Origin of the sequence: Elstera cyanobacteriorum (assembly GCF_002251735.1) — a bacterium.
Taxonomy (GTDB): domain Bacteria; phylum Pseudomonadota; class Alphaproteobacteria; order Elsterales; family Elsteraceae; genus Elstera; species Elstera cyanobacteriorum.
On the sequence record NZ_NOXS01000033.1, the window covers coordinates 1 to 21,528 of the forward strand.

The window sequence follows — 21,528 nt, forward strand, 5'->3', positions numbered from 1 at the left end:
GAATCACGTCACCAACCCCGACGCGAGGGGTTTTTCGAGGTGTCCAGATGTCTTACGCCTTGAGTCGCCGGTTTGGCTGGATTTACGTTGATGCGCCACGTGACACGGCGGCGTTTATAGCGGCCTACTTGCGTAAGGTAGATCCTGTTTGGGCAGGGCCGGCGCATGGTGCCCCCTGCCCGCTTGGGGCTTTCTGGTCAGCGATCAACAAAGTTCGGGTGCTCGGCCCAGCCCCGATCATTGATGCCATCAGGGCGGTTCAGGTCATGGAGGGGGCGGCGGATTTCTTCACTGTGCCGACCCCCTCGATGCGAGAAGCCCTACTTGATGCGGTAGACATGGTACTTCTTCCGATGTTGGACGGTATCGTGGTCCAAGACGCTAAGTTTCTTGCCGAGGCGGCTATCGAGGCATTCGGACTCGATGCGGAAGGTAAGGATCGAATCCAGCGGCGGATGGAGGTGGTCGCGGTGTGATGCGAGAGATTGATCGCGAGATTTCTGACTATGCGGCGGGAATCTTCCTCCGGCATTTCCGCTCTGGCGGGCTTCTCGGTGCGGAAAGTCCCTCGCTTGATCTCGTCCGCGATATTGATCTTCTGCGCGCGCATTGGGCGATCTCCGCGCCGGTGCGGGAGTTCTTGCAGTACCTCCTAGCGCATCGACATGACGCGCAAGCCCTGCTGCAGTTTCAGAGGCGCACGGATGACGCGGTCGCGCGGGGGAGGATTGATGCTCGTGCTTCGGTGATCGCGCGACGTGTGGCCGGTCATCCCTCCCTCACTGTATCCGAAGAGCCAGTGCGCTCGTTCAACACCGGCCCGAATCAAGTGGTTGCGTGGGTGGTGCAAATGGCTGCCACTTATGCCGAACAGCTCTTTGCTATGCCTCCAAAGATTTCAGCTTATACCGGTCTGATCGAGACGGCGATGAAGGAAATTTCGGCGGTGAAGCGGCTTGATGCGCTGCGGGAGCCGCTCAAGCACGTCATAATGGGGCGTAGGCCGGGGCCTAATGTGTTGCGGGACGCGGCGCGATCAAGGCGACTGATCTATCGTTATGCGATTGCCGCGTATATGGCACTGACCGGGATCGAGGCGGGAAACGAAGCCGCGCTTGCAAGCGTGCTACACAGCACGCTCCTTGGCCCGCTTGAAGTATGGCGGCGCTTCGAGCTGGCGGTTGCCTCAGGGATTGGCGAAGCCCTTTCGTTGGAACTTGCACTCCCGCTTCGCTTGTCTGTCCTCGATGCCAGTCCTGGTCAGCCAGTGCTGCGCTGTGGCCGTCTCTCGCTATTCTGGCAGTCAGGGGGCGGCCTGTACATGCCGCCTGCGCCAGAACCTTCGGAGATGCGTCTTGCAGCCGTCCTTGCAGCCTATGGCATGGCATCTGCGGCGGATCGTCCCGATCTGGTGCTCGTCGATAACCAAGCCGAGCGCGTAGTGGCCATCATCGAGGTGAAGTATCTGACTGGAGACACGGCCAGTGCCCGATTTCAGGAAGCGGCAGGGCAAATCATTCGGTATGGGCGGGGGTACACTGGCGAAACTGACCTTCCCGCCTTAATTCGGCGATCGTTGATAGTGTTGAGCCAAGCAGCCCCTACTCTCCTCAATGACACAGCGGTTGCGCCACGCGCGGTGGATTTCAACGGAATCAAGTCGGGGCTTCTGAGGGATTGGGTGCGCGATTGGCTTTCTTCGGTGGCCTGACGCCGATCATGCAGGGATGCGGAGGGCCGATTTGTCGGGTATTTCGGATTTCCCGGCCTTACGCCTCAGTTCCGGCGGGCGACTCGCCCCACCATCTGCAAAGAGCGGCACATCCTTCTCATTCACGGGCCTCGCGCAAGGCGACGAGATCCCGTAAGGGTTGCCTCGTTCTTTAGGAAGTGACTGCACTGTTGGTACGAAGCGGGCTCGAGCTCCAAGTAGGTATTCCTCAGATAGCTCGCAACATACCCAGCGGCGACGTAGATTCTCAGCGACGACGCCGGTGACGCAGGACCCGCCAAAAGGATCAACTACGAGGTCGCCTGGGTCTGTTAGGAAGCGAATGAAATATTCGGGAAGTTGCGCAGGGAAGCGTGCGGGATGGATCGCTATATTCTCTGCACGACAATGATCCTGATAACGACCATTGGACTCAGTATTGGCTATAGCTAATAGGTTTGGTGGTACTGAGCCGCCATTATCCTTATTGAATTTTTCCGAGATGTCATGGCCAGAGGGACGCAATTTGGCAGTATAGCCGTTCTTCAGCAGATGTTCCATAGACTTGGAATATGGTTGAAGGATGCGCTTGTTGTTGGCTTTGGGAAAAGGAGTCTTCGCCAACCACCAGACGGTGTTCACTGCGTCTTTGACGCGTACACGGCGGACATTGACCCATTCGGCGGGAGTAGGAAGCTTTGATGGGTTCCACCAATAGTGCTCTTGGCACAGGTGAAAACCATACTCCTCAACAAGCATGATGAGTAGTTTGAAGTGATATAGGCTGCGGGTTGGTTGGCCGGGTTTCCATGCGCCACCGATATCAATGACTAGGCTTCCGCTGTCTTTCAGGACGGTGCGGAACCCTTCCGCAAAGGGCCGGAACCATTCGCAATACTCGTCGGCATCTTCGTTACCGTAGCTCTTCTTACGGACTAGGCCGAAAGGCGGGCTGGTCATGATAAGATCGACGCTGCTCGGCTTAGCCTTATTGAAAAGATAGCTTCGGCTGTCACCCCAGAGTATTTCCCCGTGCTTTGTCGAAAGGAAGCTACGAAGCATCTTAGCTGGATAGTCGCATAGGTCAATTTTTTGATCTTTTTGTTTAGAAACCGCTTCATAATTGAGGTTATTATGAAGGAAACGGATGTATTCGCTAATATTTTTATAACCTTTGGAGGCGGCAGCGACTTCAAAAGCGATGCGCTCTTCCTCTGTCAGGCGGATATTGGTGATTTTTGTTCTTGGATTCTCTGCTCTTGGCCGCGCCATTATATCTCCCCCTTTCGCTTACAGAAATACCTTAGCTGAGCCATTTCCGTAAAACAACAATCAAGAGGACTATCTGTATGACAAAAATCGTGTGAAGCTGGAACTTCCAAGCCTTTTTTAGGGCTAAGATATGCGTGATCCCATCTGCAAGTTAAGGGATGTCGGAAACACCCCTGAGGGCTGTCATGTCGATAATCCTATTCATCGCGTCAGCATCATATTCTCCATTCTTATCCAGCAGGCAACTCCCCACCCGCGTACAAATCTCCCGATCCCTGGGCTCATCCTCAGCGATCAACTCCCATTCATCTCCGAGTTGCTCAGCCAAAGCCCGCATCTCCTCCAGCGGCGCTGGCGTCGCCCCATCCCAAAGCGAGAAGGCAAACCCGATCTCGCCACCGGGAACCGCCCGCCCGAACACGCCCGTCCAAAGGATGCGGCCATTCTTGAGGCGATGGGCGTTATAGAGCCAGACCATGTCATCAACGGCATCGGCGGGGTCGATGGCATCCAGCGCCCATTCGTCCGGAAGGCTACCATCCGCCGCGTTGGTCAGCGGTTCGAGGTCAGTGAGCACCGTTCCCCAGGTCTGCTGCCAGAGGGTTTCCAGCCACGCCCAGGTGTCGAAGCGGAGTTTGTCGTAAGCGAGGCGCAGGGCGTAAAAGTCTCGCACTTCCCCCAGCGTCAGCCCGGCGGGGGGTTCTGTCTGGTTGGCCACCCAGTCGAGGGCGCTGCGGGTGGCGGGATCGCGGTAGGCCAGGAGGGTTTCCGGCAGGGCGAGGCGGGTCATCGGTTCAGTCCCAGGGCAATGTGCCATTGCTGGCGGCGGAAGAGGTCGAAAGGGTCAAGGTCGGCTTTCAACGGGCGGGCCGGTTGATCGGCGAGGTAGGTCTCGAAGCGCCGCAGCAGGTGGAACCAAGAGACGGCTCGCCATGCGCGCGCGGTTGCGCCGCTGGGGGCGTGGCCGTCCGGGGTGACGTAGAAGCTCGCAACCTCCGCCTCGGGAAACGCTTGCCGCAGATAAGCGGAATAGGGGCGGAGTTGGTCGGCGCTTAATCCAGCCCAGTGCTTGAACTCGACGGCGAGGGCGACGGATTTTCCGGCGGGTGTCGTCCAGGTGAGCAGGAGATCGATAAAGCCGCGTTTGCCCCGTTGGCGCAGGCCGGTGCCCACTTCCTTCCGCACGCTGAGGCTACCGGGGGCAATGTCCAGCGGGAGTGAGATGGGCGGCTCATCGTAAGCGCGTAAGCAGTTGGCGGCATCGATTAGTGCAGCAGCAAAGGCACGGCTGCGGGCTTCCGAGGTGGCGGCATCGTGATAGGCGTTCGCCCCGAGAAAGACGGCCAGCCCACTGGACGATACCGGCTCCAGAAATTTCGCCGCGAAGGGCAGATGGTCGCCGTGGGTCAGCCCGTGGCGCGGATGAAACCCGAAGAGCCCGAGATCGGCTTTGCGGAGCACCTTGAAGTCCAATCCCTCCGGCAAGGGGCGCGTCACTTGTGCGGGCGGGATCGCCGCCAACATGTCCGCAATTCGGGCCATGACGCCGGGGGCTTCCCAGGGGAACGGTCGATCCGGCTCTTTGGGGCGTCTTGTTGGCAACGGGTCGGCCTAAATCCGGGGCTGTTCTACGATTAATCGTAGAAAAACTCCGTTCTCTGCTGCCTGTCAATCCCTGCTTTCGAGGCTTTGGGGTGTGGTGGCGGGACGGCTTCTTTGGGACGCTCGCGCTATGACCGAAGCTGACGCGTCCGTTTCCCGTAAAGCCCGAGGGGCCGAGATTCTCCGCAAGCTGGGGCGGCGGGTGCGCGAGCTGCGGCGGGCGAAGGGTTTGACCCAGGAAGCCCTGGCCGAGTTGGTCGGCATCAGTGTCGATGGCATCAGCCAGATTGAGCGCGGCGTGAATTTCACCTCAATGGTCCATGCTGAAGCCTTGGCCGACGCGGTCGGCGTACCGTTCCACGAGTTGTTTCGGCTGGAGCCGGTGCCGCCGCTGGAGGTGGACGCCGGGCGGCTGCTGGCGCTGTTCATTGCACAACCGCCCGAGGTTCGGCGCGCGATGCTGGAACAAGCCGAGGGGCTGGCCCAACTCGCGCGCCGTCTCACGTCTTCGGCTAGTTGATCTGATATTCCACCAGCCAGCGGCCCTTCCCCTGATCCAGCCAGCGCAGCCGGTATTGGATCGGTAAGGTCGCGCCATTGGTTACGGCATCCCCGGCACAGAGCCGGACTTGCTCGCTCGGGCTCCAGGCGGTTTCGTGAGGCTTCTCGACTTCGATCAAGCGAAGTCCTTGCGTGCGCCCGGCGGGAGACGTCTCCACCGCGCCTTTGAGGGAGCGTAAGGTTGCGGAAGCGTCGCAGAACGGCAGGCTATCGATTTTCCCGCCGCCGATCCGGCTCACCTGAAAGCCGATCACCACCAGCCCCAAAACGGTGATGATAAGTTTATCGCGCCGGGGCACCGGCTCCCAGACGCCCTTGTTGCGCCGATAGGTCGGCCCACGCCAGAGCAGAAAGAGCCCGAGGGGCGGAAAGACGAGGCAGGCGAGCAACGCGAACCAGTGCTTGCGGGTGACGGGAATAGCGGCGGTCGTGTCGATGTTAGACATAGGTCTCCTGTTCCGGCGCGGGCATGCGCCTGACGGTTTACGGGGTGGAGGATGACAAGGGGACGCGTCAAAAGCGGACGCGTTAACGGAGAAAAACTCCGTTTTCTCAGCCGTGCGGACTAGCGGCCCCACGGCAAAGCTTCGATAGTGATCGGGCCGGGGTGTTGCCTCCGTCCGCTTCTGACGCAGACGGACGCGAAGCTGACGGCAGACAAAGCCAGAAGCGGACCCCGGAGATGCGCTACGACAAACCTGAAATGATCCTGCGCTTGGCGCTCTTGATGCAGGGCAGCGCCGAAGGGTTGCGGCTCGCCGATATCGAAAGCGCCTTCGCCGTCAGCCGCCGCACCGCAGAGCGCATGCGCGATGCAGTGATCCGGCTGTTTCCCCAGGTCGAGGAATTATCCGACGGCGGACGGCAGAAGCGCTGGCGGTTGCCCTCTGGTCTGCGCCCGGCGCTGCTGGCCCCGACGCTGGAGGAATTGTCGGCCCTGGACGCGGCCGGGAAACTGCTGGAGCAGGCCAGCCTCAAAACCCAAGCCGAGGCGTTACAGACCCTGGGCCAGAAACTCCGCGCCGCGCTGGCCCCGGCGATGCGCCGCCGTCTTGATCCCGACCTTGATGCGCTCAGTCAGGCCGAAGCCGTTACCCATCGGCCCGGTCCCTATGTGCCGATTGAGGGCGCGACTCTGGCGATTTTCCGGGAAGCCATCCTCGCCGGGCGCTGGATCGAAGCGCGTTACAGCCGCCGGACGAATGGAGCGGAGAGCGTGACGCGGCTGGTGCCCTTGGGCTTTCTCTATGGGCCACGCCCGTTCCTGCTGGCCCAAAACCCGGAGTGGGATCGGCCACAGCATTACGCGCTGGACCGTTTCTCGGAGGTGCGGCTGCTGCCCGATCCGGCTCCGGTGTTGGACATTGATCTTGCCGCCTTCGTTCAGCGCAGCTTCGGCGTGTTTCAAGATGCCGAAGGGCCACGCCGGATCGTCTGGCGGTTTACGGCCCATGCGGCCCCCAATGCCCGCACCTACCGCTTTCATCCGACGCAAGAAATGATCGACCTGCCCGAGGGCGGTTTGGAAGTGCGCTTCACCGCCAGCAGCCTCTGGGAAATGGCGCTGCATCTCTTCGGCTGGGGGCCGGATGTGGAAGTGATCGAGCCGCCCGAGTTGCGGGAAGAACTTCTATTCCGCTGCCGCGAGGTGATGAGTGTTTATGCGTGCATCATATGATTGACGATCTGGATGAAGAAGGGTAAATAATTTGCATTCCGTATGTTTTTGAGGGTGCATAACTATGATGATAGACAAGCAGACTTGGAGTGAAATTTGTAATTCATGCGGAATTACCACCCGCTTTCAAGCTTCGTATGTTGAGGATGGCGGTAGCTGGAATGAAAAATTTGAATATGATTGCCCGAAATGTGGGGAAAGTTTTGGTTTTGCGAGGACTTTCTCTCCTCCAGAACCTGTGTAAATTTCATTTTTATTATCATTGTATTGGTTTATATTTTCCTTCATATGGAAGCTCGGAGGAAAGTTTTTCCCTCTAGGTTAAATGCAATTCCGTGACCGGACCCTGATAGAGGCAGAGCGTATCCGCGTCCCGGCCTTCCAGCAGCACGATGGACAGCGTTCCTTGCGCGTGGGTCACGAGCGCCCTTAGATCGAAACCGGGTAGTTCGCGCCAGTCACGCAGCAGCCGCACCGGTACGCGGTCGAGACTGAACCCGACAACCAGCTTTGCTGCATAGCGCCCGGCGTCAAACCGCCCTGGAGGTTCGGCGTTCAGCAGAATCGGAACGAACCGCTGTGGTACAAACTCCGTCTCAAGACATAGATGAAAAATCCCGGTGGCGCGGTCGGCCACCGAGAGGGCAATGATCCCGGTCATATGATCCTCGTGGGAAGGGGGTGGTTAAACGCGGCGCAGCCGATAGACGCGCCGGGAGAAGCGATAGGGCGGCGTGCCGCTAAAACCGCAGTCGGCCAGGGGGAGCGGGCCGAAGCCCATGCTGTCGAAAAGATGCAGGTACTTGCTGCCGACCCGGTCGATGACGGTCCAATGTCCGCCTTCGGCGTGGCGGTAGGTCATCAGCAGGCTGGCCTCCGCCCGCGCCAGTCGGCGCAGGGTCGTGAAGGGGTTCGTCGGGGGCAGCATCAGCCGGTCCCAACTTAACGGCAGGGCTGGGCTCAACGTCTTGACGCAGGCCGTCAGCAGCAGTTCGACCGTTGGCCCGCCGCCGCCGTCAATCAGCGTCGTCAGCAGCCGATCATCCCGGTCCAGTGCCCGGCAGAGTGCGCGGAACAGGCGGATAATCGCGGGTTGATCGAGATCGGGGGCAAGACGCAGCACGCCGTTGAGCACGGCATAGAGGCTGCAGAGATAATCCTCATCCCCCTGAAACCGGGGTTCGAGGGGTTCGCCGCTCACAGCAGCGCGATAAGGCGGCGTTGGGCCTGCGTATCGCCCTGAATATAGCGTTCGGTCGTCGCTAATTGCCGGTGCCCGGCGAGCAGTTGCACGTCGCGCAGACTGCCGCCCGCTTTAGCAAGATTGCGCGCCGACGTGGTAACAAAGGTCCGCCGCCCGCTGTGGGAGCTACAGCCCTCAAACCCCAGCGCCGCATACCATCCGGCAAAGAGATTGACGACGCTCCCCGCCCGCATCGGCCCGCCGCGTTCCGAGGTGACGATGGGCGCATCCCGTTCCGGCGGCTGATCCAACTCCGTCCGTAAGGCCATAAGCGCGGCCTTCAACTCCCGGTGCATCGGCACGATCCGCCCACCCCGGCGTTTGGCGATGGCATCCTCGACGGTCAATCGATCAGCGACCTTTCCATAAGGATCGAGCACCATGCGCCAGCGCATCCCGGCAATCTCCGCCGCCCGTAACCCGGCGCGGAAGCTCAAGGCGACAATCACCCGGTCGCGCGCCGGATAGCGTGAGTGCGTCAAGACGTGTTTAAGCAGCCGACGCACGGCAGACGGCGTCAGCAGCAAGGCTTGTGACCCTGGCATGAGAAATCTCGCAGTGTAGTGGAAGTATAAATAGTATAGCATGAATAGAGATAAAAATCAATACCGGTAATTAATTGCGTAAAATCCGTGAAATATTGCAACCATCTCCGGAGAAGTATGCTTCCTTCAAAAATCTATATATGAGTGTGTCTATATATCTATGTACACATCCTTGCATGTGTCTATGTATGAGTGCGTCTGCACATGCACGCATTTTCGTGACTAGTCTATGTACTAACTACTTAGACAGTTGGCCTTGCTGCAGCGCGCTTTGACCGATTCCATCTCATATGTGCCCACCCGCCGATATCATGAATGAGACGGAGCATTGGAATAAGTTCTGCGTGCAGCTCATCCGCAAGCGTTATCGGCAAATCCTCTGGCCTTCTCCGCGTCTGACGGACCTTAGCGAGTAAAGGGCGAGAAACTGGTACCTCTGCCTTTAACGCATAACCCGCGCAGTTTGCGACTGATTGAGCGAGAGTTATATCTTTTCTAAGTCGGTCAACGCGCACCTGCCCCGGAATCCCGAAACCAGTTGAGGGACAAACTCTAGCGAGTGCTTGCCTAAAGAAAGTCTCTAAATCCAGCTTCGATAGTCCGGGAGCATGGATAATGATATGGGCGTGTGCATTTAATTGGCTCTGCACCTCGCGTTTATAGCCAAGAGTAACCAAGCAAGCCCTTTTGCGCGTTCCTATCGGTTCACGGATAGGCTCCAACTCGAACATGCCACCAAATGAAATTTGAGAGAACTTTGCATTTACTTGTATTGTTTGATCTAAATGAAGATCAACAGCAGATTTCACCCCATCAATCAGTTGCTCTGCGTCTTTAGCTGATGATACTACTCCAGCAATCAATGTGATAAAAAATAGATCTCCAATTTTGTGATCCGTTGAGGAAAATCGGCGCACCAAACGGAATATCCTCCTTTCCTTGCAGCGAGTACAAAATAGGCTTTGACAATAATTTCCGGGCTTGCACCCAGTAATTATTCGTGCACTTCTTGCAAGGGCAATATCATAACTACGTGCTTGCGCTAAAAGAACGTGAGTTTCACGGAGGATGTCTGCATATCTGTAATGATAGTATGAATTTGGCTGTTCCAAATCATCATGCTTCGACGCTACCCTTGTCCAATCGAATAAAGTTTTCAGTGAAATAGAACCCGGTAATTTTTTTGAATTTTCTTCCAATATGGGTAAATAAAGATCGCAATCTCCAATTTTGAATTTTTGATCCACACCTTTTAAGTGCATAGAAGGTTGATTTTTAGAGGTGATAATGTCCATTATATCCTTCTCAGAAATAAATATATGACCGTTAGCCTTTTTGATTTTAATTATGCCATTCTTAGCCCGGAGATATGCTGTCGAGCGAGGCATATGCGTAATTCTGCAGAACGCCGAAATTGAGTATAGCGAGTCCGGGTTCCCTGTAGGAAAAGACTCTTTTCCATACTTTGAAATCGTTAAAACCTTGTTTCTTTCCATGAGCGACACCTCATTGAGCAATTTTGACGACGTCATATTTTCCATCAGCCCGCTTTTCTATTAAGATTTGGAGCTTTTTCTTGTTTTTATATTTTTTTGAATTTGCGATTTTTCTCATATTTTTACTCCATACCAGTATTGGCACAGGAGAATTTTCTTCTATAATATCTGTATCTACCGAATCATAGTCCGAGTTAATTTCGAGACATTCAGTCTTGCTTTTTTTCGTTGAGGAAAAATATTCGCTAAGACTCCTTATGCCGACTTGCTTATTCTCTAATTTTTCCCTTAATAATTTCGGGGTTAGTTTTTGATCTATTGCGCCTCGCATAGCATTTGCCCACACGTGGGCTCTGGCATTCTCTTGAAAGCCGACCCACCGTATGATCCGTAAAGATAAATCTGTTCTGGAACTGATATTATACTCTCCGTCCTTTTCGATTAATTCTTTTAGCTTTTTAAATATATGGGGCGATGAAATGGCGTAGTAATAGACCTCAAAAGTAAGGGAAAATACCTTATGAGTTTCTTTTCGAAGCGCACGACGCGCCTTCCGAAATATTTTCTCTTCCTCTTGTGCTAAATCTAGAGCGCGAAATGCTTTTTCCACTGAATCATCATTGATGACAACACCGTCTCCAGAAAATAAATCGTCAATGATATGCGGTTCAGGGCTACGGATATTCTTGGTCATATATCACCTTCCAATCAAACGTTTGATTCCCTGTGCTGGCTTTAAAATTGGCCTCTGATGGAATGGATCGGGGCCGTTCACAGAAGCCCAGTCCCACCGATCGATTTTTTGCGATCAGCTGTGCTATTCAGTTTAGGGCCCAGCTTTCCAATTGCCCATTGACAGAGATCGGACCTGTCATAGACGGCCCGGTTCTGCCAAAGATGATAGGGAGGCCCGTCTCCCGTCACAGCAAGCTTAGCTAGCGTGGCAGGAGCAACCTGGAGTCCAAACTTATCGAGTAGTAACTTCGAAGCGTCTGCCCTCCTAAGATATCGCGATTCCGTCATTTCGAGCTCCTCTTCGGTTTTTCTTCTTTCGGTAAAAGAGTCTCGGCCGGAATGCAGAGACTATCTATGGGAAGTTCATCTGGATGGTAATTCTTATTAAGAAAGACGACCGGGCTGTGATTGTGCGGCGCTCCTATAGCAACAATATGCGCATTGGAGTTTTTTACATGCTCATATAGAAAGGGGCTCCCAGCAATTTGATTTAGATGGCTCATTATATTATCCTTTATCTCGTTAAGCTTTTTTATTGTGATGAACCATCCGTTGCACTGAAGCATGAGTGAGCACCAGGCATATCCCTCTTCGTCATAGGTTCGTCGATAACCTGTACCTGTGTGGACGTCTCCCTGTACCGGAATGAGGCCCGCATTGGTTAGGTGGCGAATAGTGCGGACAGCTGCTCCTTCGGCATCCAATCCAAGGATGTCGCCTAACTCTTGTCCGAGGCCATTGGCAGTCCAGAGCGCCATAGATAATTTCCTCGTTGTCAATTAAAACATATCATGTTCTATGTTTTTGTATAGATTGCCCGCACTTCGATCAAGCGAAAACTCACCCTATTCCGACTTCAGGGCCAAATCGATGCCCCGTGCCGCTTCAGTGGCAACGGCTCGGAGTGGATCAGCCTGCAGATGGGCATAACGTTGTGTGGTCTTACTCTGCCGATGGCCAAGCAGGGCGCCAGTCATATATAGCGAAGCACCGGCATTAACGGCCTGTGACGCAAAACTATGTCTCAAATCATGAAGCCTGATCTGGCCTAGCTCTGCAATGTCTCGAATCTCACCCCATACTTTCTGAATGCCGATAATTGGCCCGGTGCCGCGTGAAGATGGGAATACGAACAGATTGCTTCGTGGTATTTCTCCTAACAAAGCAATTGCTTGATCGCTGACCGGAACTGATCGAGCCCCAACTTTGCTCGTTTTCAGGTTGAGCACACCTTGCTGAAGATCAACTTCTTCCCATTTTAAGTTGGTTATCTCGGAGCGGCGGCACCCAGTCAGGGCCAGCAACCGGATCGCGTCCAGAAAAGGCTTATAGCGGCCAGCCTTCTCGAGATTGGATAGGGTTTGCCCGAGCCGTGTCCATTCGTCGGGGCTCAGAAAACGGCCAGGGGCCTCCCCTTTAGCTGCTTTCACAGTCTTTGTGGGGTTCTCAGATACCAGCCCGGCGCGGATGCCATAAGTATAGGCGGCGCTCAGCACGGCAAGGCTTCGGGCGGCGGTCCCCTTTCCTCCATCCACGATGGCACGCCCGCGATATCCAGTCTTCTCGTCGGCCTTGGTTTCACCGCGCGTCACTGCAGCGATAAAGCGAATGATATGGCTTTCACGGACTTCCCTCGCCACATGCTCACCAAGCAAGGGGATGATGTGCCGCGTGATATTTGACTGATCGGTGTTCCAGCTGGATGCCCGTTTGTCAGGCTTGAAACTCGGCCCCTCCAAAAGGTAGCGCTCGCAGAGCATCTTTACGGTTATGGCTTCGATTTTTTCAGCAGGAGCAGCTTTCGGATCGACGCCCGAGGCAATGAGGCCAATCAGCCGTTTCGCCTCCGTCCGCGCTTGATCCACCGTCAGCGGGCCGTGCTGCCCAATGGTATGAAAGCGCTGCTTCCCATTGAAAGAATATTTGAGAATGAACGACGGATCGCGGACCTGCCGCCTGACCCCGAACCCCGTCAGATCGGTGTCCCAGATCGTGGTCCCCGACGCCATCGCATCGACCACGCGCTTGGTAATCTTCTGCCGCTGCCGCTCCTGACGGGCTCGAGTTTCTGCTGTCATAGCTACCTCCTGGCTTTTATGATAGCTACAAATAAGCTACAACGAAACGGATATTTCTGACCGTTCCTGGCCATTCGAAGGAAACGCCATCCATCATAACTCATTGTATTTTCGATATAATACTATGGGTTAGAATGGCGCGGAATAGCTGCGAAAGGATAGAGCGCTGCAATCGCACTGCAGAGGTCGTGAGTTCGACTCTCATCGGCTCCACCAAGTTTATCAAGGGGTTAGCAGCGTGAAGCGGCTAGCCCCTTTTTGCTGTGGCACCACCATGTCACCAGCGGGGGGAGGCTCGTCTTGAATTATCTTGGTTGCATTAATTGCGTATTTAATCCCTTATAAATTATATCGACGTGAGTTTTGCAAAGGTGTGGATATGATTATCCGGAGTGCGGTTATCCAAAATTATAAATCATTGGGGAGTCTTGATTTAAAATTTTCCAATATAAACGTTTTAATTGGAAAAAATAATACAGGAAAATCTGCCCTCCTAGAAGCATTATCGGTTATTCAGGTTGAAAGAAATAAACCTATACAAGTTTCTATCGGAAAACATCAATTTTATATAGAATATTATATCGATAATTATTTATTTTTACCTGAAGAATGGAAGAGACAAATTGAGTTAAGTCCGATTGTTCAAAGGGAGCTAGTTCATATATCGGTCTCTGGTGATCGACAGGGGAATATCAATATCGCTGCGAAAGGTAGGGCATCATCAAGCTTAGGCTTGGAGCGTTTAGAAAATCGCAGAGATACGGGATTATTTGTAAAATTTCTTTCAGAAAGAAAAATAAAATCTTTCGTAGAAGTGGTTAACAATCATAATTACAATAAAATTTTAGATGATTTATCGTTACTTTCTTCTCTTGTGGCGCATGTGGTAATGCACCCTAATCACCCATCTATGAAATTTTATAATGAGAAATCACAATCAGTTTTAGGTTTTACAGTTGGCAATATAATGACTGAGCATGGGCAACATCCTGGAATAAAACTAATAAATGGAGAACAAATATCTGTAAATGAAATGGGATCTGGGGTTTGCAATATCGTTGCGTTTATTGCGGAATTAAGTATTGCAAAGAACAAAATATTCTTAATAGAGGAATTAGAAAATGATATTCATCCGGGTGCATTAAAATTATTATTGGAAGCAATAGTAGAAAAATCTGATGAAAATCAATTCTTTATTTCAACTCACTCTCATATTGTTTTAACGCATCTCGCCTGTCATAAATTTACGAATATATTATCGTTTGATAATGTGAGTGATGGTCAATATCCAATCTCAAAAGTACAAAATATAACTGACAGCTCTGAAAAAAGAAAATATGCTTTAGAGGATTTGGGTTATCATTTCTCAGATTTTGGTCTTTTTAGAGGATGGATCATATTTGAAGAATCCTCAATGGAAGAAATAGTTCGTGATTATTTAATTGAGTGGTTTTTCCCCTCTCTCTATGGAAAGATTCGCACTGTATCAGCCGGTGGTGCAGACAACACAAAAAGGCACTTTGGTGAAATACATCGTATGTATTTGTATACGCATCTACAGCCTGTATACAAAAATTGTGCCTGGGTGGTGCTAGATGGAGATAAAAAGGGGAAAGAGGTAAAAAATAAGCTTTTAGAAAAATTTAAAGAATGCTCCGATGATACCTTTATTTGCCTTCAGAAGGAAAGTTTAGAAATGTATTATCCTGAGGAAATTGGGTTTGATAAAATGATATTAGAGGAAAAATCCGGGAATGATAAAGATAGTTATAAAAAAGAATGTCTCCAAAAATTTAAAAAACTAGCGTCCGAGAAAAATGATTATTTTAAATCTTCTTGCAAAGAATCATTTTCCGAAATAATTCTGATTCTAGAAAAAATACAGCAAAAAATCCCTCTGAAATAATTCCTCTAATATGGGGTTTGTTTTTACCCCTCAAACTCCCCATGCCCACCAGTCTATAGTATTTCCAAATTCTGTCACTGTCATCTTCTGGTCTTCTCGTCAGGGTCTTGCGATCCTTGCCGTGTCCAGCGGGAAGCCGGATTCCGCCGCCGCCTCCCGTTCTGCCTGTTCCCGGCTCGTGCCACCGCCAAACTGTTTCATCGCCGCGCGTTCCGTGAAAGCGTCGCGGCGGTCGATAGGGTCGGGAGATACGGGGAAAAGTCTCCCCCTACCAGCTTGAAGAGGCAGGGGTGTTCGCCTGCAATCTTACCCGGAGGGCATATATCAAAATTATCAAGGGGTTAGCCGTGTGAAGCCGCTAGCCCCTTTTTGCTGCGCCTACCGGTCAGTCCATCAGGTATGAAGCGATTGCGAGCGCCAGAGATCGATCCCGCCGTCGAGGGCGTGGGTGTCGATGGCGGTCAGCTCTTCCGTTGAGAAGTGAGTATTTTTCACCGCATCCAGCGAGTCGTCGAGCTGGGCGACGGTGCGGGCGCCGATGAGGGCGGAGGTGACGCGCGGATCGCGCAGGGTCCAGGCGATGGCCATTTGCGCCAGCGATTGGCCGCGCTGTTGGGCGATCCCGTCGAGGGCGCGGACGCGGGCGAGGTTTTCGGCGCTGAGGTGCTGGGCTTTGAACGAGCCGCCCTTACCGGCGCGGGCATCCTCCGGCACGCCGTTGAGATATTTCGAGGTCAGCAGCCCCTGGGCCAGCGGCGAAAAGGCGATGCAGCCGGTGCCGAGATCGGTCAGGGTTTCCAACAGCCCGTCTTCGATCCAGCGGTTCAGCATCGAATAAGATGGTTGGTGGATCAGCAGCGGTACGCCTTCCGCCCGCAGGATTTTCTCTGCCGCGCGGGTGCGTTCGGGACCGTAGGAGGAGATGCCAACATACAGCGCCTTACCCTGGCGGACCATCTGCACCAGCGCGGCCATCGTTTCTTCCAACGGCACGTCTGGTGTTGGGCGGTGCGAGTAGAAAATATCGACATACTCAAGACCCATGCGCTTTAGGCTTTGATCGAGCGAGGCGATCAGATGCTTACGCGATCCGCCGATGCCATAGGGGCCGGGCCACATATCCCAGCCTGCCTTCGAGGAAATAATCAGCTCGTCGCGCAGGGACTTGAAATCTTTGGCCAGGATTTGACCGAAATTCTCTTCCGCCGATCCATAGGGCGGGCCGTAATTATTGGCGAGGTCGAAGTGGGTTACCCCCCGGTCGAAGGCGCGGCGGATGACCGCCCGCCCGGTTTCGAACACGTCGGCGCCGCCGAAATTCTGCCAAAGGCCGAGGGAGATCGGCGGCAGTTTTAGACCGGAATGGCCGCAACGGCGATAGTCCACGCCCTCATAGCGCGTTGGGTTGGGAAGATACATGCGGGTGCCCCTTGGTGCGGAAATCAGGGGCAGGCTAGGCGCCGCTCATCTGTGAATCAAGGCGGCGATCATCAATGTTTCGTTGAGTTTAGCTCAAGAAACCGCTGTTCCGGGAGGCTGCGGATAATGTCGATCAGCGCGCTGATACCGAAGGGCAATTGGCGACGGCTGGAATAATAGAGCGCCAGCGGCGGCCCGAGCGGCGCCCATTCGGCCAGGGTGATTTCCAGCCGCCCGGTATCGAGATAGGGGCGGGCCAGGGCTTCGAGGCAATAGGTTAGGCAGGTGCCGCTGACGGCGGCGGCCAGGGCGAAATCGGTCGAACCGGACACCACCGACCCCGGCACGTCGATCTCGCGGGTTTCGGCCCCGCGCTCGAACTCCCATCGATAGATCTGGCCGCGCCCGGTCCGCAGCCGGGTGCAGCGATGCCCGGTCAGATCTTCCGGCACCGCAGGCCGCCCGTGGCGGGCGAAATAACTGGGGGCGCCGACCGTCACCCAACGCAGCGGCGGCGTGAGCGGCATGGCGATCATATCCTCGGGGATGCTGCCCGCATAGCGCAGCCCCGCATCGAACCCTTCGGCGGTCACATCGACGAAGTGATCGTCGGACGCGACTTCCAGTTCGATATTCGGGTAGCGCTCGACAAACAAAGGCAAAGCCGGGGCGAGCAGCAGGGGCACCGCGTCGCGCAGAACATTGATCCGCACGCTTCCGGCAATGCCGCGAAACCGGTCTTGCAGTTCGGCAAGCCCGCTGTCGATCACCTCCAACCCGGCGGCGATCTTTTGGGCGAGGGCTTCCCCGGCGGCCGTCGGGGCGACGCTGCGGCTGGTGCGGTTCAGCAGGCGGACGCCCAGCCGGTCCTCCAGTGCCTTCATCCGGTGGCTGACGGCGGAAACGGTCACGCCGAGCTGGTCCGCAGCTTTCCTAAAGCTGCGGTGCTGGACGATCAGCAGAAAGACCGACAGGTCGGGTAAATGGTTGCGCGATAGCACCCCGGCGCTTCCTATCGGGCGGCCAAGGGGGCGGCGCTGGCGCGTGCCCGCAACTCCGTCGCCACCCGTTCGATCCCGGCGTGCGGCTTGTCGCGCCCGCTCATCAGGCCGATCAGCAGATCGGCCGCGCGGGCGCCCAAAGTGCGGCGCGGTTGGTGAATGGTCGCGAGCGTCGGTTCGCAAAAATCGGCGTAATCGATCCCGTCGAAGCCGATGACGGACATATCGTCGGGCACGGCCAAGCCCAGCCCGCGCGCGGCCTTGATAAAGCCGATGGCCATTTCGTCATTGGCGGCAAAAAGCGCCGTGGGGCGGGTTTCGGCGGGCAGGGCGGCCAGGGTTTCGGCGGCTTTGGTGCCAGCGTGAAACCCGAAATCGCCGTCCAGAACGGGGGCTATGCCGGTCAGCCCTGCTTCGGCCAGCGCCTCGGCATAGCCTGCCGCCCGCGCCTGATCGAGCACATTAGCGCGCGGGCCAGAGAGGTAAGCGATGCGCCGATGGCCAAGGCCGATAAGATGCTGCACGGCGGTTTTCGCGGCGGCGCGGTTATCGACCTCTACCTGCGGAAAGTCGGCCCCCGGAATGGTTTCGCAGGCAGCGACGATGGGCAGGTTGGCGTCGGTCATCCGGCGCCCGCCGCCACAGGGTACGTGACCGCAGAGCAGCAGCACACCATCGACTTGCCCGGCGAGGGCAAGGTTGACGTAGCGCGCTTCCTGTTCCGGCGCGCGCCCGAGGTTGGCGATGATCAGCCCGTAATTTTCTGCGGCCAGCGCCTCGTCGATCCCGCGCAGCACGTCGGCGAAGAAGGAGTTGGAAATGTCGGGCACGACGACCAGCACCATCATCGATTTGCGGGCGCGCAGATTGCGTGCGGCGATGTTGGGCGTATAGCCGGTCTCGCGCACAGCGGCGAGAACCCGCTCGCGCGTTGTCTCCGACACGACCTCGGGCGTCGCGAGGGCGCGGCTGACGGTCGCGACGGAAACCCCGGCGAGGCGGGCGACATCGGCAATTTTGGCGGGGGGCGACGGCGGGCGGCGAGGAGAACGCATTTCCTTATCTTAGACACTTATCAGGACGCTTGCAAAATCATCCAATTATGATACCGTTCATGTAATCGATTACAGAGACCAATAACGGTCCATTTTCGGAGGAAAACGTCATGAGGAGCGCGAGTTTCGCGGCGATGTCGGCTGTCCTATTGGCAGCGGCCCCGCCGGTTTTGGCACAGGAAATGAAGGCGGAGGTCATCCATTGGTGGACCTCGGGCGGCGAGTCCGCAGCGCTGAAGGTCTTTGCCGACCAGTTCACCAAAGCGGGCGGCACCTGGGTCGATAACGCCGTTGCGGGCGGCGCCAATGCGCGTACCGCCGCGATCAACCGCACGGTTGGCGGCAATCCGCCAACGGCAATGCAGTTCAACACCGGCAAACAGTTCGACGAGCTGGTGGAAAACGATCTCCTGGCCGACGTCGAAGCCATTATGACGGCGGGGAACCTGAAAGCGGTTCTGCCGGACCCAATCCTTAACGCCACGACCCGCCGGGGCAAAATGTACGCCGTGCCGGTGAATATCCACGGGCAGAATTGGGTTTGGTACAATAAGGCCGTGCTGGATAAAATCGGCGGCACCGAACCCAAGAACTGGGACGAAGCCCTCGTGCTGCTCGATAAGGCGAAGGCCGCCGGGCTGATTCCGCTGGCTTTCTCGGGCCAAAAAGTGTGGGAACGCGGCTTGTTCAACGCCATTCTGCTCGATAAGGGCGGGCCGGCGGTCTGGACCGAATTCTTCGGCAAACGCAGCCAAGCGGCGGCGAAAAGCCCGCAGTTCCGCGCGGCGGCAGAAACCTATGCCAAACTGCGCTCTTATGTCGATCAGGGCGCCCCGGGCCGGAACTGGAACGATGCGACCGCGCTGGTCATCCAGGGTAAAGCCTTCATGCAGGTCATGGGCGATTGGGCGAAGGGCGAGTTTGCCGCCGCCAATCTGACCGCTGGGAAAGAGTTTGGCTGCACGCTGTTCGGCAGCCGGGGCGGCGGTTATGTGATGGGCGGCGACGTCTTCACCTTCCCGAAACCGAAAACCGAGGCCCAGGCGAAGGCGCAAGCGACTTTGGCGAAAGTGATGCTGGAGCCGGAAACCCAGATTCTGTTTGCGCAGAAGAAAGGGTCAATCCCCGTGCGTCTCGATGTCGATGGCTCCTCGCTCGATATCTGCGCGCAGCGGGCGATGAAGGTCATCGGCGATAAATCCCAGCAGGTGCCTGCCGTCGAAATGCTGTCCTCCCCCGCGATGACCGGGGCGCTGGAGGATGTTTATTCCCAGTTCTGGAACAATCCGAACCAGACCGTCGATCAATTCGTCGAAAAAATCCTGGGCGTGCTGAAGCAAGAGCTTTAGTCGCGCAGTGGCCGCGCGGCGCGTTTGCCGCCGCGCGGCCATTTTCCTAAAAGAAAACGCCCCGTCGCGGCTTTGGCTGCGAAACAGGGAGGGTTCATCCCATGAAACCCCATTGGTTTCGGCTGTCCAGCAACCGGTCGGCCCTATCGGCCCTGCTGCCCGCCTTTCTAGTCTTGGTGATCGTCTATATCGGTTCCACAAGCTGGACGATCTGGATCAGTTTCACCAATTCGCGGATGCTGCCGAACACGAATTTCGTCGGCTTGCGCCAATACGACCAGCTTTTCGCCAACGACCGCTGGCTGACCTCCGTCCATAACCTCGTGATCTTCGGCGGGTTGTTTCTTCTCCTCGCGCTGGCCCTTGGGTTTTTGCTGGCGGTGGCGATCGATCAGCGCGTGCGCAACGAAAATAGCTTCCGGTCGATCTTCCTCTATCCCTATTCCATGTCCTTCGTGGTGACCGGCCTCGTCTGGCAATGGCTGCTGAACCCGACCCACGGCATTCAGAGACTGGTGCGCGGCTGGGGGTTCCCCGATTTCGCCTTCGACTGGATCGTGCGGCAGGATACGGTGATTTTCTGCCTCGTGCTCGCCGCCGTCTGGCATGCCGCCGGGCTGGTGATGGCGATCATGTTGGCGGGGCTGCGCGGCATCGATGAAGACATTTGGAAGGCCGCCAAGGTCGATGGGCTGCCCGCGTGGCGGGTCTATATCTCCATCGTCATTCCGATGCTGTCGGCCAGCTTTGCCACGGCGACCGTGCTGCTCTCCACCAGCGTTGTGCGGCTCTACGATCTATCGGTCGCCATGACCAATGGCGGGCCGGGGGTGGCGTCGGAAGTTCCTGCGAAATTCGTCATGGATCATCTGTTCGAGCGCGCCAACATCGGCCTCGCCACGGCGGCGGCCACCTCGATGCTGATTACCGTCATCGCCGTCGTCGCGCCCTATATGTACTGGCGCAGCCGCAAGGGAGGTCGGGCATGACCGCCGCCGTTACGCCGCGGGGCCGCAAGCCCACCCGCATCACGCCCGCGCGCTGGGGGATCTATGCCTTCTTGCTGATCACCGCGCTGTTCTTCCTGCTGCCGCTCTACGTGATGATCGTAACCTCGCTGAAGCCGATGGCGGAAATCCGCCTGGGCAATATCGTGGCGCTGCCGGACGTTTGGACCGTGGAAGCCTGGGCGAAGGCATGGTCGTCGGCCTGCACGGGCCTGAACTGCAACGGCATCAGCGTCGGCTTCTTCAATTCGGTGAAAATCCTCATTCCGTCGGTCTTCGTGTCGATCCTCGTTGGCTCGCTCACCGGTTATGCCCTGTCGTTCTGGCGGGCGCGGGGGACGAATATTCTGTTCACCGCGATGATGATCGTCGCCTTCATTCCCTATCAGATCTTTCTGTACCCGCTGGTGCGCGTCTTCTCTTTCCTCGGGCTCGGCCAATCGCTGCTGACGATCATCATCGTCCATACGATCTTTGGTCTGCCGACGATGACGCTGCTGTTCCGTAACTACTTCAGCGCGCTGCCGCCGGAACTCTATAAGGCGGCGCGCGTGGATGGGGCGGGTTTTTACCAGATCTATGGCCGGATCATGATGCCGATGGCGGTGCCGATGATCGTCGTCGCGGTCATTCTTCAGGTCACGGGCATCTGGAATGATTTCATCCTCGGGCTGGTCTTCGCCGGGCGGGAAAACCTGCCGATGACCGTCCAGCTCAACAATATCGTCAACAGCACCCAGGGCGAACGCGCCTACAACGTCGATATGGCGGCCACCATGCTCACGGCGCTGCTGCCGCTGGTCGTCTATTTCGCCTCGGGGCGCTGGTTCGTTCGCGGCATCGCTGCGGGCGCTGTGAAGGGATAGGCCG

The 21,528-nt window shown here is 56.0% G+C and carries 22 protein-coding genes and 1 tRNA gene; 9 read left to right on the plus strand and 14 right to left on the minus strand.

Annotation, left to right across the window (positions count from 1 at the left end):
• Together CHR90_RS12070 and CHR90_RS12075 are read left to right on the plus strand one after the other, a co-directional pair.
• A partial coding sequence (locus CHR90_RS12070; protein ID WP_212668680.1) for a hypothetical protein occupies nucleotides 1–476 on the plus strand: 476 nt, incomplete at its 5' end.
• Nucleotides 476–1,711, plus strand: coding sequence for a hypothetical protein (locus tag CHR90_RS12075; RefSeq protein WP_094409278.1), 1,236 nt, complete (start codon nucleotides 476–478; stop codon nucleotides 1,709–1,711). The genes CHR90_RS12070 and CHR90_RS12075, both read left to right, overlap by 1 nt.
• Nucleotides 1,712–1,717: 6 nt before the next feature.
• Here CHR90_RS12075 and CHR90_RS12080 read toward each other — a convergent pair whose 3' ends face one another.
• From CHR90_RS12080 to CHR90_RS12090, 3 genes are all read right to left on the minus strand, one after another.
• Nucleotides 1,718–2,983 carry a DNA-methyltransferase gene (locus CHR90_RS12080; RefSeq protein WP_094409279.1) on the minus strand — a complete coding sequence of 422 codons (1,266 nt, stop codon included), beginning with the start codon at nucleotides 2,981–2,983 and terminating at the stop codon, nucleotides 1,718–1,720.
• Nucleotides 2,984–3,134: 151 nt separating this feature from the next.
• A complete protein-coding gene (locus CHR90_RS12085) occupies nucleotides 3,135–3,773 on the minus strand; it encodes a hypothetical protein (RefSeq protein ID WP_094409280.1) in 639 nt (212 codons plus the stop codon).
• The gene (locus CHR90_RS12090; RefSeq protein ID WP_094409281.1) at nucleotides 3,770–4,525 is read right to left on the minus strand and encodes a PDDEXK-like family protein; all 756 of its coding nucleotides are present in this window, start codon (nucleotides 4,523–4,525) and stop codon (nucleotides 3,770–3,772) included. The genes CHR90_RS12085 and CHR90_RS12090 overlap by 4 nt, the downstream gene beginning before the upstream one ends.
• A gap of 190 nt (nucleotides 4,526–4,715) precedes the next feature.
• Between CHR90_RS12090 and CHR90_RS12095 the strand changes: the two genes are divergently transcribed.
• Nucleotides 4,716–5,105, plus strand: coding sequence for a helix-turn-helix transcriptional regulator (locus tag CHR90_RS12095; RefSeq protein ID WP_094409282.1), 390 nt, complete (start codon nucleotides 4,716–4,718; stop codon nucleotides 5,103–5,105).
• Here CHR90_RS12095 and CHR90_RS12100 read toward each other — a convergent pair.
• On the minus strand, nucleotides 5,098–5,592 hold the full coding sequence (locus CHR90_RS12100) for a hypothetical protein (protein ID WP_094409283.1): 495 nt from the start codon (nucleotides 5,590–5,592) through the stop codon (nucleotides 5,098–5,100). The genes CHR90_RS12095 and CHR90_RS12100 overlap by 8 nt on opposite strands.
• A 236-nt stretch (nucleotides 5,593–5,828) precedes the next feature.
• On the opposite strand from CHR90_RS12100, the gene CHR90_RS12105 reads away from it, so the two are divergent.
• Nucleotides 5,829–6,824, plus strand: coding sequence for a helix-turn-helix transcriptional regulator (locus CHR90_RS12105; RefSeq protein WP_094409284.1), 996 nt, complete (start codon nucleotides 5,829–5,831; stop codon nucleotides 6,822–6,824).
• Between the two features lie 316 nt (nucleotides 6,825–7,140).
• Here the strand turns inward: CHR90_RS12105 and CHR90_RS12110 are convergent, their stop codons facing one another.
• From CHR90_RS12110 to CHR90_RS12135, 7 genes are all read right to left on the minus strand, one after another.
• Nucleotides 7,141–7,485: a hypothetical protein gene (locus CHR90_RS12110; protein ID WP_094409285.1), complete on the minus strand. Its 345-nt coding sequence runs from the start codon at nucleotides 7,483–7,485 to the stop codon at nucleotides 7,141–7,143.
• A 24-nt stretch (nucleotides 7,486–7,509) separates the two neighbouring features.
• Nucleotides 7,510–8,025, minus strand: coding sequence for a hypothetical protein (locus tag CHR90_RS12115; protein WP_094409286.1), 516 nt, complete (start codon nucleotides 8,023–8,025; stop codon nucleotides 7,510–7,512).
• Nucleotides 8,022–8,612, minus strand: a complete 591-nt coding sequence (locus CHR90_RS12120) for a tyrosine-type recombinase/integrase (RefSeq protein ID WP_094409287.1) — start codon at nucleotides 8,610–8,612, stop codon at nucleotides 8,022–8,024. The genes CHR90_RS12115 and CHR90_RS12120 overlap by 4 nt, the downstream gene beginning before the upstream one ends.
• 242 nt (nucleotides 8,613–8,854) lie before the next feature.
• The gene (locus tag CHR90_RS19250) at nucleotides 8,855–10,153 is read right to left on the minus strand and encodes a hypothetical protein (protein WP_141210941.1); all 1,299 of its coding nucleotides are present in this window, start codon (nucleotides 10,151–10,153) and stop codon (nucleotides 8,855–8,857) included.
• Nucleotides 10,119–10,802, minus strand: coding sequence for a hypothetical protein (locus CHR90_RS19255; RefSeq protein WP_141210942.1), 684 nt, complete (start codon nucleotides 10,800–10,802; stop codon nucleotides 10,119–10,121). Before CHR90_RS19255 ends, CHR90_RS19250 begins: the two co-directional genes overlap by 35 nt.
• A gap of 325 nt (nucleotides 10,803–11,127) precedes the next feature.
• Nucleotides 11,128–11,601: a MerR family transcriptional regulator gene (locus tag CHR90_RS12130; RefSeq protein ID WP_094409289.1), complete on the minus strand. Its 474-nt coding sequence runs from the start codon at nucleotides 11,599–11,601 to the stop codon at nucleotides 11,128–11,130.
• 87 nt (nucleotides 11,602–11,688) lie between these two features.
• A complete protein-coding gene (locus tag CHR90_RS12135) occupies nucleotides 11,689–12,921 on the minus strand; it encodes a site-specific integrase (RefSeq protein ID WP_094409290.1) in 1,233 nt (410 codons plus the stop codon).
• A gap of 141 nt (nucleotides 12,922–13,062) precedes the next feature.
• Here CHR90_RS12135 and CHR90_RS19440 point away from each other — a divergent pair.
• Both CHR90_RS19440 and CHR90_RS12140 read left to right on the plus strand, forming a co-directional pair.
• Nucleotides 13,063–13,137 (plus strand) — tRNA-Ala (locus tag CHR90_RS19440).
• 163 nt (nucleotides 13,138–13,300) lie between these two features.
• Nucleotides 13,301–14,827, plus strand: a complete 1,527-nt coding sequence (locus tag CHR90_RS12140; RefSeq protein ID WP_094409291.1) for an ATP-dependent nuclease — start codon at nucleotides 13,301–13,303, stop codon at nucleotides 14,825–14,827.
• A 393-nt stretch (nucleotides 14,828–15,220) separates the two neighbouring features.
• Here the strand turns inward: CHR90_RS12140 and mgrA are convergent, their stop codons facing one another.
• From mgrA to CHR90_RS12155, 3 genes are all read right to left on the minus strand, one after another.
• On the minus strand, nucleotides 15,221–16,246 hold the full coding sequence (mgrA, locus tag CHR90_RS12145) for an L-glyceraldehyde 3-phosphate reductase (RefSeq protein WP_094409292.1): 1,026 nt from the start codon (nucleotides 16,244–16,246) through the stop codon (nucleotides 15,221–15,223).
• Between the two features lie 71 nt (nucleotides 16,247–16,317).
• Nucleotides 16,318–17,247 (minus strand): LysR family transcriptional regulator, encoded by a 930-nt coding sequence (locus CHR90_RS12150; protein WP_094409293.1) that lies wholly within the window; start codon nucleotides 17,245–17,247, stop codon nucleotides 16,318–16,320.
• A gap of 11 nt (nucleotides 17,248–17,258) precedes the next feature.
• Entirely contained in the window at nucleotides 17,259–18,302 is a 1,044-nt protein-coding gene (locus tag CHR90_RS12155) for a LacI family DNA-binding transcriptional regulator (protein WP_094409294.1), read from the minus strand.
• 110 nt (nucleotides 18,303–18,412) lie between these two features.
• On the opposite strand from CHR90_RS12155, the gene CHR90_RS12160 reads away from it, so the two are divergent.
• From CHR90_RS12160 to CHR90_RS12170, 3 genes are all read left to right on the plus strand, one after another.
• Entirely contained in the window at nucleotides 18,413–19,651 is a 1,239-nt protein-coding gene (locus CHR90_RS12160) for an ABC transporter substrate-binding protein (protein WP_094409295.1), read from the plus strand.
• A 101-nt stretch (nucleotides 19,652–19,752) separates the two neighbouring features.
• Nucleotides 19,753–20,640 carry a carbohydrate ABC transporter permease gene (locus tag CHR90_RS12165; RefSeq protein ID WP_094409296.1) on the plus strand — a complete coding sequence of 296 codons (888 nt, stop codon included), beginning with the start codon at nucleotides 19,753–19,755 and terminating at the stop codon, nucleotides 20,638–20,640.
• A complete protein-coding gene (locus CHR90_RS12170) occupies nucleotides 20,637–21,524 on the plus strand; it encodes a carbohydrate ABC transporter permease (protein WP_094409297.1) in 888 nt (295 codons plus the stop codon). The genes CHR90_RS12165 and CHR90_RS12170 overlap by 4 nt, the downstream gene beginning before the upstream one ends.
• Nucleotides 21,525–21,528: the final 4 nt, after the last annotated feature.

Bases quoted from the DNA above. Each gene is read 5' to 3' on its own strand.
- CHR90_RS12075 (WP_094409278.1), top strand. From the start codon at position 476: ATGCGAGAGATTGATCGCGAGATTTCTGACTATGCGGCGGGAATCTTC.
- CHR90_RS12080 (WP_094409279.1), bottom strand. From the start codon at position 2,983: ATGGCGCGGCCAAGAGCAGAGAATCCAAGAACAAAAATCACCAATATC.
- CHR90_RS12085 (WP_094409280.1), bottom strand. From the start codon at position 3,773: ATGACCCGCCTCGCCCTGCCGGAAACCCTCCTGGCCTACCGCGATCCC.
- CHR90_RS12090 (WP_094409281.1), bottom strand. From the start codon at position 4,525: ATGGCCCGAATTGCGGACATGTTGGCGGCGATCCCGCCCGCACAAGTG.
- CHR90_RS12095 (WP_094409282.1), top strand. From the start codon at position 4,716: ATGACCGAAGCTGACGCGTCCGTTTCCCGTAAAGCCCGAGGGGCCGAG.
- CHR90_RS12100 (WP_094409283.1), bottom strand. From the start codon at position 5,592: ATGTCTAACATCGACACGACCGCCGCTATTCCCGTCACCCGCAAGCAC.
- CHR90_RS12105 (WP_094409284.1), top strand. From the start codon at position 5,829: ATGCGCTACGACAAACCTGAAATGATCCTGCGCTTGGCGCTCTTGATG.
- CHR90_RS12110 (WP_094409285.1), bottom strand. From the start codon at position 7,485: ATGACCGGGATCATTGCCCTCTCGGTGGCCGACCGCGCCACCGGGATT.
- CHR90_RS12120 (WP_094409287.1), bottom strand. From the start codon at position 8,612: ATGCCAGGGTCACAAGCCTTGCTGCTGACGCCGTCTGCCGTGCGTCGG.
- CHR90_RS19250 (WP_141210941.1), bottom strand. From the start codon at position 10,153: ATGGAAAATATGACGTCGTCAAAATTGCTCAATGAGGTGTCGCTCATG.
- CHR90_RS19255 (WP_141210942.1), bottom strand. From the start codon at position 10,802: ATGACCAAGAATATCCGTAGCCCTGAACCGCATATCATTGACGATTTA.
- CHR90_RS12130 (WP_094409289.1), bottom strand. From the start codon at position 11,601: ATGGCGCTCTGGACTGCCAATGGCCTCGGACAAGAGTTAGGCGACATC.
- CHR90_RS12135 (WP_094409290.1), bottom strand. From the start codon at position 12,921: ATGACAGCAGAAACTCGAGCCCGTCAGGAGCGGCAGCGGCAGAAGATT.
- CHR90_RS12140 (WP_094409291.1), top strand. From the start codon at position 13,301: ATGATTATCCGGAGTGCGGTTATCCAAAATTATAAATCATTGGGGAGT.
- mgrA (WP_094409292.1), bottom strand. From the start codon at position 16,246: ATGTATCTTCCCAACCCAACGCGCTATGAGGGCGTGGACTATCGCCGT.
- CHR90_RS12155 (WP_094409294.1), bottom strand. From the start codon at position 18,302: ATGCGTTCTCCTCGCCGCCCGCCGTCGCCCCCCGCCAAAATTGCCGAT.
- CHR90_RS12160 (WP_094409295.1), top strand. From the start codon at position 18,413: ATGAGGAGCGCGAGTTTCGCGGCGATGTCGGCTGTCCTATTGGCAGCG.
- CHR90_RS12165 (WP_094409296.1), top strand. From the start codon at position 19,753: ATGAAACCCCATTGGTTTCGGCTGTCCAGCAACCGGTCGGCCCTATCG.
- CHR90_RS12170 (WP_094409297.1), top strand. From the start codon at position 20,637: ATGACCGCCGCCGTTACGCCGCGGGGCCGCAAGCCCACCCGCATCACG.